Below are 16,974 nucleotides of genomic sequence, written 5' to 3' on the forward strand. Positions count from 1 at the left end.
ATTTTTGTTAATCTAGGAGGGTGTTATCAATTAAAACTTTCTAATTGGATAAAATACAATTTTATATAAATAAAACTTTTAAGCTTGTTAAAAGTGTTTTAGTTGGCTGATTAGTGAAGCTAGGGGATGGCGTCCCCCTGGGGTTAATTCCCCGAACCGCCCGATCTTATGAGGGCTGATGACGCCTATCTCTAAAGGAGATAGGTGAAAGGCCCGTGAATGTATTAATAATCAGCTTAATAGTAGTACCAATAATAGCTAATGTCTTCTTCATTAAAGGTATTAAATATTCTACAATAGCCTCAGGAATAGCCGAAGTATTAATTTCCCTATTATTATTTGGCAAAATTCCCATAATATGCAACTTTTACGTAACTTCCCTTACTTGGTATTTTATAATAATGGTATCTTCAATATATTTATTATCTGCATTATTCTCAATTAATTATCTCAAAGGCGAAAGAACAAAAATAAGTGAAAGAACTTTCTTTTTGCTATTAAATTTCTTCGTTTCTTCAATGCTCTTCACTTTGGTAATAAACAACCTAGGTTTAATGTGGGTAGGAATAGAGGCCACAACAATATCTACAATACTCCTAGTAATAACTGAAGGAACGGAAATTGCAATGGAAGTCGGCTGGAGATATACAATAATAGTTTCAGCAGGAGTAACCTTTGCCTTTATTTCCATTATCCTAGTATACTACAGTACGCATTCTTTAACAGTATCATACCTAGTAATGAATCATTACTCGTCACTAACTTTAAAGATCACGTCAGCTATAGCTCTAGTAGGTTTCGGCACCAAAGTAGGGATTTTTCCAGTAAATACTTGGTTACCAGATGCTCACAGTGAAGCGCCGGCACCAATAAGTGCAATGTTCTCTGGCGTCTTATTGCCAGTGGCTCTATACGTTCTTTATCAATTTTACAAAATATGCCCAATATTTACATTATATTCTTGGATAGCAGTAATTTCCATAGTAATAGCCTCAATAAGTATGGCAAGCCAAGTGTTCTTTAAGAGGCTTTTTGCTTATTCAACAATTGAAAACATGAACTTAGCGTTATTAGGACTAGCCAGCGGGCAAATTCTAGGAGCAGTAATTCTCTTAATTTCCCATGCATTCGGAAAAGCGGGAGCCTTTTACTCTAGCGGACTTCTAATTAAAACTTATGAAAGTAAGAGAATTGAAGAGTATGGATTATGGAAGAATAAGTTTATTCCTTATTCATTATTGCTTTCTTCCTTAGCAGTCACAGGGGCTCCACCATTTGGTACATTTATTGGAGAATTTTTAATTTTATCATCACTAATAGAAAAATGCGTCATCGAGTTTGTTATAGTCCTCATAGCTTTGTCAGCTGCTTTCATCTCAGTTAATTACCACGTTAGCAAAATGACGTTTAAAGGAGAAAGAGATTCACTGAACGAAGATAAGACACTAGGTATTATATCTTTAATTTCAGCAATTATATCACTAGGTATAGGAATATTTATTATAGCTTGGTGGTCATTATGAGGAGAAAAATAGGTAAACTAGGTAAATTCTGTTTATATAATGACGGCTACGTAGAATGTGAAGAGAAAATCGAGAAAAGTGCATATACTCCAGCTTATGGTTCCTTTGATTTTGTTTACGGCCCTAGTGCAGGCGGGTTAATGGAATCTGTGAGGCTTGATATTATAACATTTGGAGAATATATTAGAGACGTTATCGTTAACCCATATTATAAGTCTAGAACGATTAAAATAAAAGGAAAAGAAATAAACGATGCTTTACTTTATATAGAGAGAATAAATGCTCCTTTCACTGCTTCGCATACAATAGCATTTTTAATGGCAATAGAAAAAGCCTTGGGAATAGAAGTACCGTATGAATTATTACTAGACAGAATAGCAGAGATTGAACTAGAGAGGATAAGGAATAATCTCTTAGTTATAGAAAGACTTACAGAAGCTGCAGGATTTCAGGTTCCGATGAGCTCATTATTATGGTTAGTTGAAAAAGTTAATAGGATAATAGGGAAATATTTTGGTCATAGATACTTTTTTGGGGTTAATTATTATGGAGGGATTAACGTAGAGGAAGGCAAAATAAAAGACTTGGAAATTATTGAAAAGGAATTCAATGAGTTATTCAATTCTCTGATAGAAAGTAGAATATTTATAGATAGATTACAAGGCAATGGGATTATTAAGAACGAAGATAGCATAGGGCCTGCAGCAAGGGCAGCTAACTTAGAATACGACGCAAGGAATGAAGAAATAGGCTTACCTTATAAAGACCTTGGATTTAAAATCTCAACTTACGATTCTGCAGACGCCTTCGGCAGATTCATAGTCAGAGGAAAGGAGATTTTTGAATCTTTAAATATGCTATCTAGAATAAATCTAAAAAAGATAGAATATACGAATAGATTAGCTGAAGGAAAGGCAGTAGGAAGAGTTGAAAGCCCTTCTGGAGACCTTGCATATTATGTTGAAGTTAACAATAAAGGAAAAATTAGTGAGATTTACTTATTATCTCCTTCCTCAATAAATATTAGACTTTTTTCAAAATCTATGGTTAAAAATATTTTTACGGATTTACCATTTAATTGGGAAAGCTTTGGAATTTGGATATCAGAAATAGGGGTGAAGTTCGAATGAGTTGGTTCTTAAAAGGGATAAAACGTGGGATTAGAACTGAGAAATTCCCAAAAGAAAAACCATTAGAAGTTGCACCGTGGAGCACAAAAATTGAAGGAGAAGGCAACGTTAATTGTCCAACTAATGCAATAGAAGATAATAAATGGGCTCAAGAAAAATGCGTATTCTGTAGAAGATGCTTTCCTAGCTATAAACCTACCGGAGACGTGAATATATTTAAAGTTGAAAAAAGAAATCCAACCTTCAGGAAATCATTCTATATTTATCCAATAGACGTTGGAACTTGCGGAGGATGTAATTTAGAACTCAAGCTGTTAACTTCCCCACAATACGACATGAGCAGGTTTGGAATATTTTTTACAAATACTCCTAGACATGCTGACGCGCTTTTAGTAATGGGAATAATGACCGAAGGAATGAGAGAAGCACTTATGAGAGCTTATGAAGCTATGCCCGAGCCTAAGTTAATAATTCTTCTAGGAGCATGTGCAATTTCTGGCGGACTATTAGGCTTGCCTCCAGAAATAAAAGGAGACGTTAGAATAGCCGGATGCCCTCCAAATCCGTATACAATATTGAAAGCTTTAGTAGAGACAAAAGGTGATTAAAATGCTCTGCTTACTCATTTTATTTTTATTATTGGTATCTATAGTAATTTCCTTGTTTAATAGAAAAATAGGCTACTCCTTACTAGGAATAGCGTCAGTGCTCATAATATACCAAGGGTTGCATTGCATATTCTTGCTTATAGCTGGAATAGTATGGTTGTTCTCTTCAGCTTTCTCAATATTTTACGATAATTACGGCAAATGGCTCTCTCCGCTTTTCATAACTTCAATTCTAGGAATGTATATCGTACTAATTTCCAATAATTACCTAGAATTTCTAGCAGGTTGGGAAATCATGTCAATACCTGCATATGCTATAATAGGTCTAAATAAGAAAATAGATTATCCTGCGTTCACCTTTATGGCATTCGGAGAACTGAGCACAGCGTTAATATTGTCTGCATTTATCTATTCGTATTCTATTACTGACAGCATTTACTTTACAGAGCTCTCATCGCCATTACCTTTTATAATATCTACATTTGGGTTCATAGTAAAAATGGGTATATTTCCTTTCTTAGTAATGGAATGGCTACCAATAACTCACGGATCTGCACCCGCAAATTTATCTGCGATACTAAGCGCAACAATGACGTTAATGGGAGTATACGGTATAATAAAAATTGCATCTTTAACACAACGCAGTATAGTAACTCAAGACTTTGGCTTTATATTATTAGGAATGGGTGGTTTTTCTGTTTTCTTCGGTGCACTCTATGCCTACGTATCTGAACACGTAAAAGGCTTGTTAGCTTTCAGTACAATTGAGAATAACGGCTCCATATTGACTGGAATCGGAGTTTATCTCATTAGTAACGGAATACTTTCACACTTCGCTCTTGACGTTACGCTCGTGTTCGCCTTAGCTCACTCTATAGCAAAGACAGGGTTATTCTTTATTTCCGGTGATGTTGAAGGGGAATCATTATCTTACGTAAAGATAGCCAAATCCTTGAGAGGAAAAATAGGAGGAATTCTGCTAGCAACTTCAATGTCAGGATTATTACCAAATATTGGTGGAGTAGCTGCTTGGGGGCTTTTAGAGAGCTTATTTATGTTGGCTTACGTCGAACACTCTATTCTTTCTATTATTCCCATAATCTCAGGATCGATAGTGGCAATGGGTGAAGGATTAGCTACTGGTGCGTTAATTAAATTTATTTCTTATACTCAAATATTCAAGATAGGGAAAACAGAAGGTTCTACCAAGTCTTCTATTATATTACTAGTAGGAATCATTATCCTACTCTTGGGTTCAGATTCATACATTTTCTTTAAAGGATTTACTGCAGGTGCACCATGTTTAGGCATGCTAGAAGGTTTACTCATAGTTTCAAATTATGGAAAGCCATTCGGAGGTATTTCTCCATTATACATATTATTACTTTTATTTATAATAAGCTTGATAACTTTTGGAATATTTGGAAAACCTAAAATTAGGAGAAGTGAAACGTGGAATAATGGAGAAAAACTTGAAGAACAGTACTCATCATTCGCTTTAGCAAACAATATCAGAATGATGCTGTCTAAATTGCTCAGAACTAAAATTTTAGAAAATGAGGTAGTATTCTCTGCAGATATATTTTGGGAGGCTATGTATAGCCTTGCTAAGGCGTATAAGAAGTTCTCTAGGATTTTATCTACTTCGTATATGAATAGTTCATTAAGTTATTATATTTTTTACATGATTCTCGCTTTTATTATAATAACTCTCTTGGCGGTGATAATATGAATGAGGTAATAATAGAAACAATAATTCAAGTTTTAGGAGTAATTTTACTTTCCCCACTTTACGCAGGAATTCTAGACAAATTAAAAGCTAATGTATCTACTAGAAGAGGCCAAAGCATATTTCAGCCTTACTACGACATTCTCAAACTACTGAAGAAAGAGAGCATAGTATCAATTAATGCCTCTGCAATATTTATTTACTCACCTTATGTAATATTTTCAATCTACGTTTTGATATCGTTCGTTATACCTGTAGTTTACCCTCAGCCAATAATATTTACTCCTACTGTTGACTTTTTAGGCGGAGCTTTACTCTTTTCTTTAGCTGCCTTTATCAAAATAATTTCTGCAATGGATTCTGGAAGCAACTTTGTAGCGCTAGGAACTTCTAGAGCTATTTCATTCAACTTTCTAGGAGAAGCCACATTAATTACGGTATTCTTCGCAGTTGCCCTAATTACTGGGACAAATAATCCTTATGTAGAGCTAAAATTTGCAGAAAATCCAGTATATTACCTTGCTCTTGATCACGTGTTTGCTTCTGTAGCTTTCTTTATGTTATGGTTATTCGAAACAGGAAAATTACCAGTTGAAAGCTCCGGCCTAGCAGAAATGGGAATGATAGATGACGCATTAACTTACGAGTATAGTGGTAAATTACTGGCATTATTAAAATGGGGTAGTTACATGAAGCAGTATCTACTAGGCTCTGTTCTACTTAACGTATTTATATTACCTTGGGGTCTGCAAACTGGAATCTTAGGTGCAATAGAGGATTTAGGAATAATGTTTCTAAAATGGTTATTTCTCATATTTATTGCAGTAGTCATTGACACTTCCCTCGCTAAGCTAAGGTTATACAAAGTTCAGGATTTCCTAGCCGTTGCGTTTGTTATATCAATATTATCCTTAATATTCTCGGTGATAGAATATGATTAAAGAGGAAATAATAGAATTAATATCTGTAATAATTATTATTACTGCGTTCTACATTCAAGGACAAGCTTATTATAAACCTCTAGTAAAAATGAGCGGAATACAATCAATAATTTTAGCAATTCTATCTACGTCTCTCGGAATAATTACGGGGATTGTAGATTATTTTATCCTTGCTATAATAATTGTTGCTCTTAGAGGAATTATTACTCCTTACGTTCTAATTAAAATGTTAGGCAATAAGTTCGGCGAAAGAGAGAGAATAAAAGGTGTTGCATCACTACTAGTAATAGACTTAGCTTTCTTCTTTATAGCCATCATCGTAATTTATGAGTTTATAATAGGAAGAGTCTTTCACCAAGTAGAGTTACTATTTCCCCTATCCCTCTTCTTCCAAGGACTGTACTTGATAGTATCGAGGAACTCTACTCCTGCTCAGATAATTGGTTACATTGAGGAAGAAAACGGAATAGTAATGTTAGGTTTGTTCTTAATACCTTTACCACTTCTAGTCGAAGCTAGCGTTTTCCTGGACGTATTAGGCTTAGTAGTAATTTCCTCCCTCCTAATATTTGAAAAGAGAGAGCACAAGGCTTTAGAGGAACTGAAAGGATAAGGCACATAGAAGGAATTCCTGGCTAAGGCCGTGTCACATTCCTTAGATTCTAGAGTAGTATACGTTGATTTAATAATGGACAAGAATTTGCTAGACGTTTTAACAAGAATTTATCAATGGCGTGATTTCTAGGATTTTAGTTTCATAGGTTTCAGTGAAAGTAAAAATCAAACAAAAAATTACTCCGAAAATCGAGGAAATCCTTATGCGACAAAAAGTACTAGACAAAATACAAGACGTTAAAGCCGGGATAACTCACCTAATCTCTGTTTTTCATAGGCTATTTAACACGTGTTCAAATCTTTCAATTATATTTACATGATTGGAAATAGGATTAATGAAAACTTTATTAGAGCAAAAGGGAGAACAATCGTTAGCTGGGAGAAATCCGGTTAAGATCACTTTAAAACCGTGACGAAACCGATAAGGAATACCTTAATTAGAAGAATGTGGAGTAGTTTACTCTGATAAAGAAATATTATGAGGCCCTATCCATTTTAGGTAAATTAGTAGGCTGGTTAAACTTTTAGGAGCTAACAGATGCGTTAAACCTCATGAAAATGCATTAAAGGAAAGTTTAGAAGTATTGCGCTTAAAAATTCTGCAGATAAGAAGTGAAAAATAAAAGCACTGAAATTAATGGAGCTACTTGGAGTGAACTACTGGAAAAGAGAGTTTCGACTAAAACTTTAATTGGAAAGACTATACATTATCGAAAAGATAGAGAAAAATTACGTAATTTCTGATCCAGTATATAAGAGGACCGCATTAAGATTATGAGCTTACGCACATTTAACTTTTTTAAGTAAAAAAGCTAAAGATCACCTAAATTTCTTCTTGATAATCAACGCGAACAATACTAAGATTATTATAACTATACCTCCAGTTTCTATATATGTGAATATATTGGAAGTGTGAGAGACTACAGCTTCGTAAGTCCTATGCAACTGTAAAATTTTCACGAAATCTAATGGAGCTTTGCCATTAGCATTATTAATTTTTCCGCTAAATATATTCTCATATGATTGTAAAATATTATTAGATTTATTATATGCATAATATCCATGAATATAATAATAATGAAAAGGATTAAGGCATAGAGCAGTAAAGGTAATGTTAAGAATGCCTCCCTTGCAATAAACTATTGATGTACCATTATATTTTACTACTTTACCACTCAAAATATTTTCGTTTAAAATAACTATGCTATAATTACCGCTCGAAATATTTATTGGTAAATAATAAGGTATAAGCATTGTACAATAAGGTATAAGCATTATAGAGAAATTTGTAAAATAGAATTTTATACATATATTGCTGTTACTCTTATTTATTATATAATAATAGGAATTATGAATGTGAAAATTAAATAAACTTGTTAGATTAGGATTTATACACGAAGCTGATATTGCTAATGATTTATTACAAACTATAAAATTCTCACTCACACTTACATTATGCTCATTTATCTTTATGCTTGCGTTACCATAAGCTTTAAAATAAGTTGTAACAAGATAATGAGCTTCAAAGCTTCCTGAGTAATTTATTGTATAATTAGATGATGCTAAAAGTGGGGCAAAAAGTGATAAAATAACTATAACAAAAAATACGCTAATAAAGATGGCACGCAACATAATGACCACTTTTAATTTCCTTCAACTCAGGTTCCTTCTCCTTACATATTGGCATAGCAAATGGACACCTATTATAAAATACACAACCTTTCGGCTTATCTAAGAGAGGCACAACTTCGCCTTTAATTTTAGGTTCTGGAACCTTGGCGTTAGGGTCTGGTTTAGGTATTGCCTCAATTAGAGCTTGAGTATAAGGATGCATCGGATTCTTTATGATCTCCTCTGAGGACGCCATTTCTACTACTTTTCCGCTATATAAGACCATTATTCTATTCGATATGTAACTAGCAATTGCAATGTCGTGAGTTATAAATAGGATTGAAAGATTATTTTCCTTTCTTGTATTATCAAGTATTTCAAGAATCTGACCTCTTGTAGATGCATCTAACATAGATATAGGTTCATCGGCTACTACGAACTTTGGCTTTAATACTAACGCCCTAGCAATTACTACCCTTTGCCTTTGACCGCCAGAAAGCTCATCTGGCATTTTTGAGGCGAAGGTTTCTGGAGGAGTTAATTTAACCTGGGCTAAAGCTTTGTAAACAATTTCCTCTTCTTCTTCCCTACTTTTTACGAGCTTATGTATTCTTAACCCTTCTGCAACAGCATCATACACACTCATCCTTGGGTCTAAAGCACCGTAAGGATCTTGCTGTATTAATTGAAAATACCTTCTTAAATGCCTTAATTTACTTTCTTTCATTTTAGTTACATCAATATTACCCCAAAATATCTTTCCTTCATAAACTTCTATTAGCTTTAATATTGCCCTACCTAAAGTAGTTTTCCCAGAACCGCTCTCTCCTATTACTCCAAGGGTTTCTCCGGGTTGAACTGAAAACGAAACTCCGTTAACTGCGTAAAGATAAACTCTGCTAAAAAGCCCTCTGCTTAGCGGGTACCTTACCCATAAATTCTCTACACTAATTACATTATGATCAAATTTTAGTTCATTAATAAGATTTTTATTTAGCATCCTTCCTCACCGCGTGGCAATATACGAGCCTATCATCTATTTGAACGGGCTCTGGAAATTCCTCCTTGCATATGTCCATTGCAAGGGGACATCTAGGGTAAAAAGGACAACCCTTTATTTCTTTAGTTAAATCCGGAGGATCGCCTTTAATATAGCTAATGTGAACCGGCTTACCGTTACTAATATCTGGTACCGAAGAGAGCAAACCCTGAGTATAGGGATGAAGAGGGTTCTTAAACATTTTTTCACTGCTACCTATTTCCATTATCCTGCCTGCATATAATGTCATTAACTTATTTGCAAGTCCTGCCACTACAGCTATATCGTGAGTTATATATATTAATATTCTCGATGCACTAATTACCTTATTTCTTAGCAAATTTAGTACTCTAGCTTGATTTATAACATCTAAAGCAGTGGTAGGCTCATCTGCTATTACTACTTCAGGGTTTAATAATAATGCAGAAGCGATAACTACCCTTTGCCTTTGACCGCCAGAAAGCTCATCTGGGTATTTAAAGAAAACTTCTTCCGGTAAATTAAGATCCTTAAATAAAGATAAAACTCTATTGACAGCTTTTTCTTCGCTTACTTTTTCGTGTTCCATTACAATCTCCGTTAATTCTTTTCCTACCCTTTTGATTGGATTAAGCGCATTCATTGAATACTGCGGAATAATTGAGATTTTTTTCCACCTTATTTTAGTTCTAAATTCCTTTTTACTAATAGCTAACAGATCCAAATTATCTAGCATTATTTTTCCTTTAACTTCCGCACTATCGGGCAATATTCTCATTATCGCACTAGCTAATGTAGTCTTTCCAGAGCCAGTTTCACCTATTATTCCCAGAACGTCACCTTTATCCAAGGAAAAGCTTACGTCGTTTATTGCATTTACCTTAATATTTTTGCCCACGCTATACTTAACGTAAAGATTACTAACTTGAAGCATACTAACTAACACCTGTTTTTACTCTATATCTTTCTAATATAGCTTCTCCTAAGTAGAATAATGATATGCCTAAAAGAACTAATGCTAAAGCAGGAGGAAGTATCCACCACCACGCAAAGGAAGGAGCACTGGCTATATAATCTTGTGCATAACCTAGCATATTACCCCAAGTAGGAAATTCGGATATAGGAATCCCTATCCCCAAGAAGTCTAGCGTACTCTCGGTGTAAACTACTGCAGTAACATCTAAAGTTAGCTGAGCAAATATAATAGGTAACAAGTTAGGAAATATATGCTTTCTTAAAACTTGTAGGTTAGATTCCCCTAGAGCTCTTGCTGCTTCAATAAAAGGCTTAGACCTAACAACGTAAGTTTCGCCTCTAATTACTCTAGCAGTTATTGGCCAAGATAAAATTGTTATTATGCCTGCTAATATAAGGGGCCTATATGTGTCAAGAACTTTAGGATCATAAAGAATTAAAATTTCCTCTATTAATAGAATTATTATTAATCCTGGTAATAAAAGTACAAAGTCAGTTGTAGAAACTAACATCATATCCCTTATTCCACCGTAATATCCGGCTAATATACCTACTACCGCGCCTATGGCAACTATAGCTAAACCGGCTAAACCTGCTAATTCCAAGTCAAATATCCCTCCTTTAACAAATTCTGCAAAAACGTTAGCACCGTTGGCATCAGTTCCAAATATTCCATAAACACTACCTAAAAATTCAAAATATACATCGGATAGGTAGATTGTGGTGCAATTTCCATTTATCGGAGAAGGATAATACATTATGGTAAACGTTACATTATATATTCCATCCTTTGAGAATAAATTGTGAATCATGTAAAAGCTGGCTAATGCTTGCTTGTTAGGCGGTAATGTATAATAATAAGGAGTAAAAGTTGGAATATTGCTACCAGCTTGGAAGAAGTTCCATTTACCCTCAATTATTTCGTATTTATTATTAGGGTTAAAGATATAGCTATAAAATTCAGGGTTTTTAATAAACGTGGGGAATCCACTACCATGATATAGCACGCATATCGATGTACCATTTGGCCCAATAATTTTACCAGGTATAATATATAGTTGTGATGTATTAGAATATACACTATATTGCATGAGGTAAATATTATGAATGCTTGGCAATTTATAAGTATAATCAAAACAGTGATATAAAGTAATATTTACTGGATTGTCTCCAATTATTTTAATTTCTATACTTCCTGGGCCGGTATTCCCGAAAGTAGCAAGATTTTCTTCAGTAAGTGTCTCATTATAAGGACCAAATGTGGAGTTCCAAATTACTTCTATCTTATCTCCATTCAACGTCTCATTCCTTAAATGCCAATAAGATAATACTCCAGGACACTTTGCGGCAATTAAATTATAACTAGAAGGAACCTTAATATCTGGTGGTAAATTGCCGCAAAATAATGTAGCCCATGAGGGCCTGGCAAAAGGTGCTGCGGCATAATAATAAGAAGGATTATAAGGGCAACATTTTGCATATACTATATTACCTACCACTATAGTTGATACTAATCCCAATAATATAATAAATGATAATAAAAATTGCCATGTTTTTAATAATTCCTTAAATGTTTTTTTAAATCTTCTTAAATTCAATTCACTTCACCGACCTCCTAGCTCTAGGATCTATTATGAATTCCACTAGATCCACGAAATATAGTAAGATAATAGCATATAAAGTTAACAAAAACGTTGAGCCAAGAACTATCATTATTTCATCACCTAATGCTGCGTAAAATAGCTTATAGCCTAAGCCGGGTATACCAAAATATACTTCAATGAAAAAGTCTCCAGATATTGCAAAAGCTAAATCAATTGCAGTTCTGACTATCACTGGGATAATCGAAACCCTTCTTGCATGAGCTCTTACTATCTTTTCCCTTAAACCCGCTAGTCTCTCATATTTTATAAAATCAGAGTCTAGATTTTCTATCATAGCGTTTCTCATTAATATTCCCCTAGTTGAAAACCCGTATATGAAAGTTAAAATAAGCCAAGGTAGCCAGAATACCTTTAGATCTGTAACGATATTTGTCCAATTTTGAACCTCATTATATACTGAAATAGGATAAATCTTTAGCGCTACAGCAAATAAAAACCATAAGAATAAAGTTATTACAAAGATAGGTAAGTTATAATCTACTATAAAATAGTTCATTATAGCAACATCTATCTTTGTATTCCTCTTTATTGCAGCTATAGAACCTAGATATATACTAGCCAATGTTTGAAATATAACCGGAGGTATAGTTAATATTACCGTAAAAGGCAAAGCGGAAAGTAAGCAGACTGCCACACTTTGGTGATTAACTGGACAGACTCCTAGATTAAGCGTTAGCATATGAATAAAATAAATAAAGAATTGTACCTCTAAAGGATAATTAAGTCCTAACCCTCTATCTATAGATTGTATTGCTAATTGCTCTGCAAGTTCTGGATTTTTAGAATGAAGGAACTCTGATGGATTAATAAAATGATAAGCAGGGTTTATTCCTAAAAGCTGAGGAATTCCAAGAACTAACATCCAGACGAATGCTGTAAAAATCAAGAGCAATATTAACCTTTCTACTGCTCTCTTAACTAAATAAGAAGCTAAACCCAAAAATAATACACCTAAAAAAATTGAGAGTTACCTTTTATTTAAACCTTATCAAAATTGCTACTCCTATTAATGCTAGTACAACAGTTATTCCTATCATTGCTATTACTGCAGAACTAACGGAAGGAACAGATGGTGGCGTGTAAGTTAATAACGTGGAGTTTACTGTTACGCTAAAGAGACTAGCTGGAGCATAAGTATATCTAGTCAATTTAGATGCACAAGAGATTAGTGAGCTTATGTTAGAAACATAAGTAGTAATAGTAATAACTGTTGGAGAGTAAGGATATACTGCATACCACCTATAAGCATAGTGAGGCATCATCATTGTATGTCCCATTACTGTTATTGGGGCATAATAAGTAGCATTGATAAATACTACGTAGAACTCGTTTGGCTTTAAGTAACTAGTATTAACCTCAACCTCGTACTCATCAGTGCCTTTTACATGAATTAAATTCAACTTCTCTATAGGCGTTGTAGACCCGTATGCCCATACTTCAGCATATCCAGTAGCGTTGGTTATTGGGCAACAAGGCTTAGGTGCTGTCTTTATAACAGTACCGTTGGATGCAACAACTATGTATGGAGATGCTATGATTTGAGTAATTTTGGTAGTTATAGTTGCAACTGATCCTGCAGTAACGTTATACGTACAGGCTAATGGATTCCACAAGAAGTTTCCTACAAATGGCTTCACTATAGCGCCTATCGAGTAATTCCATTCATATATATACCATGGGAATCCTCCTGGCAATTCTCCTTTATACGCTAAGCATACGAAGCTAGGATAATCTGGATTATACTGGCATGGTTTATAATTCAAGTATATACATGGTGGTACAATAATTTCATTACTAGCAGATAGTAAGCATGCTGCTGTGCTATTGAAGTATAATTTTATTTCATAAATGTTATTTGCCGGAACACAAGAGTATACTAATGAAGGCATTGTACCGTATACTATTTTCATTGCATAATTTGGTATTTCTGAATAGTTAACGTAGACTGGAATACCGAAGTAATTGCCTATGTATACGTGGCTAATGTTAAGTCCTAATGGATTATTATTTGGACAATATCCTGGCATGTCAAAATACCATATAGAGAAGTTGTAATCTAATGCAGTTAGAGGCATACCGTTTATCCACGTAGCATTATGAACGAAGCAGAATATAATCTCAGTACCGTTTATGATCTTATGCCCGTTTATAGTAACATTGTATAGATGTATTATCTTATAATTGGCAACATAAGGCTGCAAACCTAGAGGTGTTGGCTCACTAGGTGGAGTAGTTAATGGAGTCGGTACTCCCTGATCCCATATTTCTGAAGACGAGTAGAAGTTACAGTATAAAATATCCATATTTGGTGCTTTAAATCCACAAGTTCCCATTGCCTCTACTAGTCTTCCGGTTATTGTATTTCCTTCATGTATGTCAGTATATGTAAGCGTATATCCCTCGTCTGGAGACGCAACATAGCCATAATAGTTATTGGTAATTGCGGGCGTAATACATGTAGTCCAACCTAGTATTACCCATGGTTCATCCCATTGTAAGTCTACTAAAGCATTAGCTAGGTTAACTAAAGCTTGAGAGTAAGTCGGATCTTTTGTATAAGCTGCAGATAATTGAGCATTAACTGTTGAATTTACATAACAGTTAAATTCTACTATAGGAGCCAGAGGCCCCAGAGTGGAATAATAGTCAGCTATAAGTGCTGTATAGCTTAGGTATCCAAAATTAATTAATCCATATTTTAAGCTAGATAGGTCAGTACCAAGGCATGATCCTGGGTAGTCTATAATCTCTAAATTCTTACCGAAATGTATCTCACATGCGTTATGTTCTAGCATGCTTATCCAAGCCTTGCAATTATAGAAATCTTCTTGAATATAAACTGGAATAACTACTGGAGTTCCATTAGGATATGTCCATTCACCTAATGACGGGTTATAAACCAAACCTGCATCCTTTAAATATTGACATGCTCTTTTTGGACAGTAAGATTCATGAGCACTATATATACTATATAGTTCACTTATTAAAGTAGTATTGCTTGCTAAGCAGGGAAATACTGCAGGACATATATATAATCCATTAGGTACACCTTTAAGTCCATTACATAGTATTTGAGATTCTACACAAGCAGGATTTATTAAACTAGCTATTGCCCATCTGAAATATACATTATTTTCTGGATAATATTTGAAGTTAAATTGAAAGAATATAAAGCTATAGGTCACTTCATCATATACAGACACCGATGGTAACTTCTCTAAAGTTTCTATGCATGAGCTTAAAAATTGTGAAGCTGGAAGTGCATTAATTAATTGTATATTACCAGATAAGAAGCACTCGTAGATCTGTGTATTTATTGTATAATTCCATAAGAATATTATTGAACCTAAATATGGACCGAACTTACAGTAGTCTATTGCAGGAGTTACATGTTGTTTTAATGCCGATGGCGCTACAAAAACTCCTGCGGCCTCCGAAACTATCATACCTCCTAATAAAACTATTATACCTAGCAAGAGAATTTTAAAGTATATAGATTTACTTTTCATACAAGTTTTTGATGGAATATTTACTTAAAAACCTTTCTCAAATTCTCACCTTATATGTAAGCAAAACTTAAACTTTTAATACTATATATGAATCAAATATTTCATCACAACGATGATGAAAGAAATTTAAAGTTAAAAATAATTTTTAAGTTCTAATATGCTTTCACTTTAATACATCACTATTTATCTATGAGATTTCATAAAAATTTATATTCTAATATGGACTCAATCTATTGAGGATATAAATATGAGATCTACTCAAGTAGGAATAATATTATTTATCATTATATTAATTGTTGTTGCCGCAATAGGAATATACTTAAATTCTGAAATATCTGCATTATCTTCCAGTTATAATTCCTTAGCTAGTAAGTATAACGCATTAAAGAGCGAATCTTATACAATGAACTCGTCATATGCTAGTTTAAAGGCTAATTATACGGAATTATCCAATAATTATAATGAACTAAAATCCTATTTTACGGCATTATTAGAGCATTATGAGAGTTTAAATGAATCCTTCTACGGTAATAAGTCAATGTTACTGTCAGAATTAAACCTTGAAGATGGATATGCTACAGCATATCAAGTTTTAGAATATTTGGCTTCCTCAAACGCTAAAGAAATCTCAAATATGTTCTGCCCCAACGTAACTGGCTTCATTTCTGTAGGTAAAATTAACGGTAGCTTTAGTGGAATTGTTAATGTAAATAAAATGTTTTCACAAGTATTCGCATATCCAATAGTTAGAGCGTTCCTATGCTGTGGAGTTGTGTATAACACTTCTCACTGCCTTATAATATCTGCTTTAGTAAAATATTGTAACGTTAACAGTACCGGAGGAACAACGTTTATTTACGTATTATATCATATGACCTTATCTAATCAGTCAATGTTCACATGGAAGATAAGCAGTATAGATGTATATAATTACTTTAATGAAATCCAGTATCAGATGGCATTAGATGGACTTACATACATTCACGCAATATGCTCTAAAGATACTCCAGTAATTTCAGAGTTAGGAATAGGGCAATTCCCAAGCTATGTATTCTTCTGTACTAACTTACCATTGGCAGGAAATTACACGGTATCAGAGTTAAACAGTTTATTAAAGAATGTGACAACTTTCAATATAAGAATAGATTACTATAACTTTACTGCAGTTGGAAACTGTTTAACTGGAGTTATCTACGCATACGTTAAAATGATATATAACGGACATACATTCTGTGGAGAATTAAAGATTAGTGAACATGCAAAAGTTCAGGCTAACGGCTTGCCAGAAATATATCAAGTAAGTTTCTGTAAAATGTGACTTTCTAAAGTAATATTAAAGAATAAAAATTTTAATTATTTTTTATATTATAAGATTAATTTAGGAAAAATTTACATCAAAACATGCTTATCTAAGCAATTTATTTGGATATAACCTCTTTTAAATTATAATTTAACAAAAGTAATGCGTCCTTACTAATGAAATATAAACTTATGATTTACTCACAATAAACTGTTCAACTATCTTAGACTATTACAATAAAATAATTTATTATAATCATCTATTACTTTTTAAAAAATCTAGGATAAAATTGATTATTAGCCGATATTATGTTTTACTCATCTTTAAAAATCCTCCTTTCCGAAGGTTCGA

Annotated in this window: 13 protein-coding genes and 1 riboswitch; of the genes, 7 read left to right on the plus strand and 6 right to left on the minus strand. The window is 33.7% G+C overall.

The genetic code is table 11. The features are described 5' to 3' along the window. Positions 1-113 precede the first annotated feature (113 nt). Positions 114-195: riboswitch (Fluoride riboswitch) on the plus strand. A 20-nt stretch (positions 196-215) separates the two neighbouring features. Genes D1867_RS07725 through D1867_RS07750 form a run of 6 tightly spaced genes read left to right on the plus strand, consistent with a single transcriptional unit; the run spans position 216 to position 6,544 of the window. Beyond that, on the plus strand, positions 216-1,523 hold the full coding sequence (locus tag D1867_RS07725) for a proton-conducting transporter transmembrane domain-containing protein (protein ID WP_338078000.1): 1,308 nt from the start codon (positions 216-218) through the stop codon (positions 1,521-1,523). Further along, positions 1,520-2,653 (plus strand): NADH-quinone oxidoreductase subunit D-related protein, encoded by a 1,134-nt coding sequence (locus tag D1867_RS07730; protein WP_155863540.1) that lies wholly within the window; start codon positions 1,520-1,522, stop codon positions 2,651-2,653. The genes D1867_RS07725 and D1867_RS07730 overlap by 4 nt, the downstream gene beginning before the upstream one ends. Beyond that, positions 2,650-3,261, plus strand: coding sequence for an NADH-quinone oxidoreductase subunit B family protein (locus D1867_RS07735; RefSeq protein ID WP_155863542.1), 612 nt, complete (start codon positions 2,650-2,652; stop codon positions 3,259-3,261). The genes D1867_RS07730 and D1867_RS07735 overlap by 4 nt, the downstream gene beginning before the upstream one ends. Position 3,262: 1 nt before the next feature. Then, the gene (locus D1867_RS07740) at positions 3,263-4,993 is read left to right on the plus strand and encodes a proton-conducting transporter transmembrane domain-containing protein (RefSeq protein WP_155863544.1); all 1,731 of its coding nucleotides are present in this window, start codon (positions 3,263-3,265) and stop codon (positions 4,991-4,993) included. Beyond that, positions 4,990-5,931, plus strand: a complete 942-nt coding sequence (locus D1867_RS07745) for a respiratory chain complex I subunit 1 family protein (RefSeq protein ID WP_155863546.1) — start codon at positions 4,990-4,992, stop codon at positions 5,929-5,931. The genes D1867_RS07740 and D1867_RS07745 overlap by 4 nt, the downstream gene beginning before the upstream one ends. Then, positions 5,924-6,544 (plus strand): hydrogenase, encoded by a 621-nt coding sequence (locus tag D1867_RS07750; protein ID WP_155863548.1) that lies wholly within the window; start codon positions 5,924-5,926, stop codon positions 6,542-6,544. Before D1867_RS07745 ends, D1867_RS07750 begins: the two co-directional genes overlap by 8 nt. 821 nt (positions 6,545-7,365) lie before the next feature. Here D1867_RS07750 and D1867_RS07755 read toward each other — a convergent pair. Genes D1867_RS07755 through D1867_RS07780 form a run of 6 tightly spaced genes read right to left on the minus strand, consistent with a single transcriptional unit; the run spans position 7,366 to position 15,323 of the window. Further along, complete coding sequence (locus D1867_RS07755) at positions 7,366-8,178, minus strand: hypothetical protein (RefSeq protein ID WP_155863550.1); 813 nt, start codon at positions 8,176-8,178, stop codon at positions 7,366-7,368. Then, a complete protein-coding gene (locus tag D1867_RS07760) occupies positions 8,156-9,157 on the minus strand; it encodes an ABC transporter ATP-binding protein (RefSeq protein ID WP_155863552.1) in 1,002 nt (333 codons plus the stop codon). The genes D1867_RS07755 and D1867_RS07760 overlap by 23 nt, the downstream gene beginning before the upstream one ends. Further along, positions 9,147-10,109, minus strand: a complete 963-nt coding sequence (locus D1867_RS07765) for an ABC transporter ATP-binding protein (protein WP_155863554.1) — start codon at positions 10,107-10,109, stop codon at positions 9,147-9,149. Before D1867_RS07765 ends, D1867_RS07760 begins: the two co-directional genes overlap by 11 nt. 1 nt (position 10,110) lies before the next feature. After that, positions 10,111-11,748 (minus strand): ABC transporter permease, encoded by a 1,638-nt coding sequence (locus D1867_RS07770; RefSeq protein ID WP_155863556.1) that lies wholly within the window; start codon positions 11,746-11,748, stop codon positions 10,111-10,113. Position 11,749: 1 nt separating this feature from the next. Then, entirely contained in the window at positions 11,750-12,754 is a 1,005-nt protein-coding gene (locus D1867_RS07775) for an ABC transporter permease (RefSeq protein ID WP_155863558.1), read from the minus strand. A gap of 34 nt (positions 12,755-12,788) precedes the next feature. Further along, the gene (locus D1867_RS07780; protein WP_155863560.1) at positions 12,789-15,323 is read right to left on the minus strand and encodes a periplasmic substrate-binding domain-containing protein; all 2,535 of its coding nucleotides are present in this window, start codon (positions 15,321-15,323) and stop codon (positions 12,789-12,791) included. Positions 15,324-15,570: 247 nt separating this feature from the next. On the opposite strand from D1867_RS07780, the gene D1867_RS07785 reads away from it, so the two are divergent. Further along, a complete protein-coding gene (locus D1867_RS07785; protein ID WP_155863563.1) occupies positions 15,571-16,641 on the plus strand; it encodes a hypothetical protein in 1,071 nt (356 codons plus the stop codon). The last annotated feature ends 333 nt before the right edge of the window (positions 16,642-16,974 follow it).

Source organism: Acidianus infernus (assembly GCF_009729545.1).
Lineage (GTDB): Archaea > Thermoproteota > Thermoprotei_A > Sulfolobales > Sulfolobaceae > Acidianus > Acidianus infernus.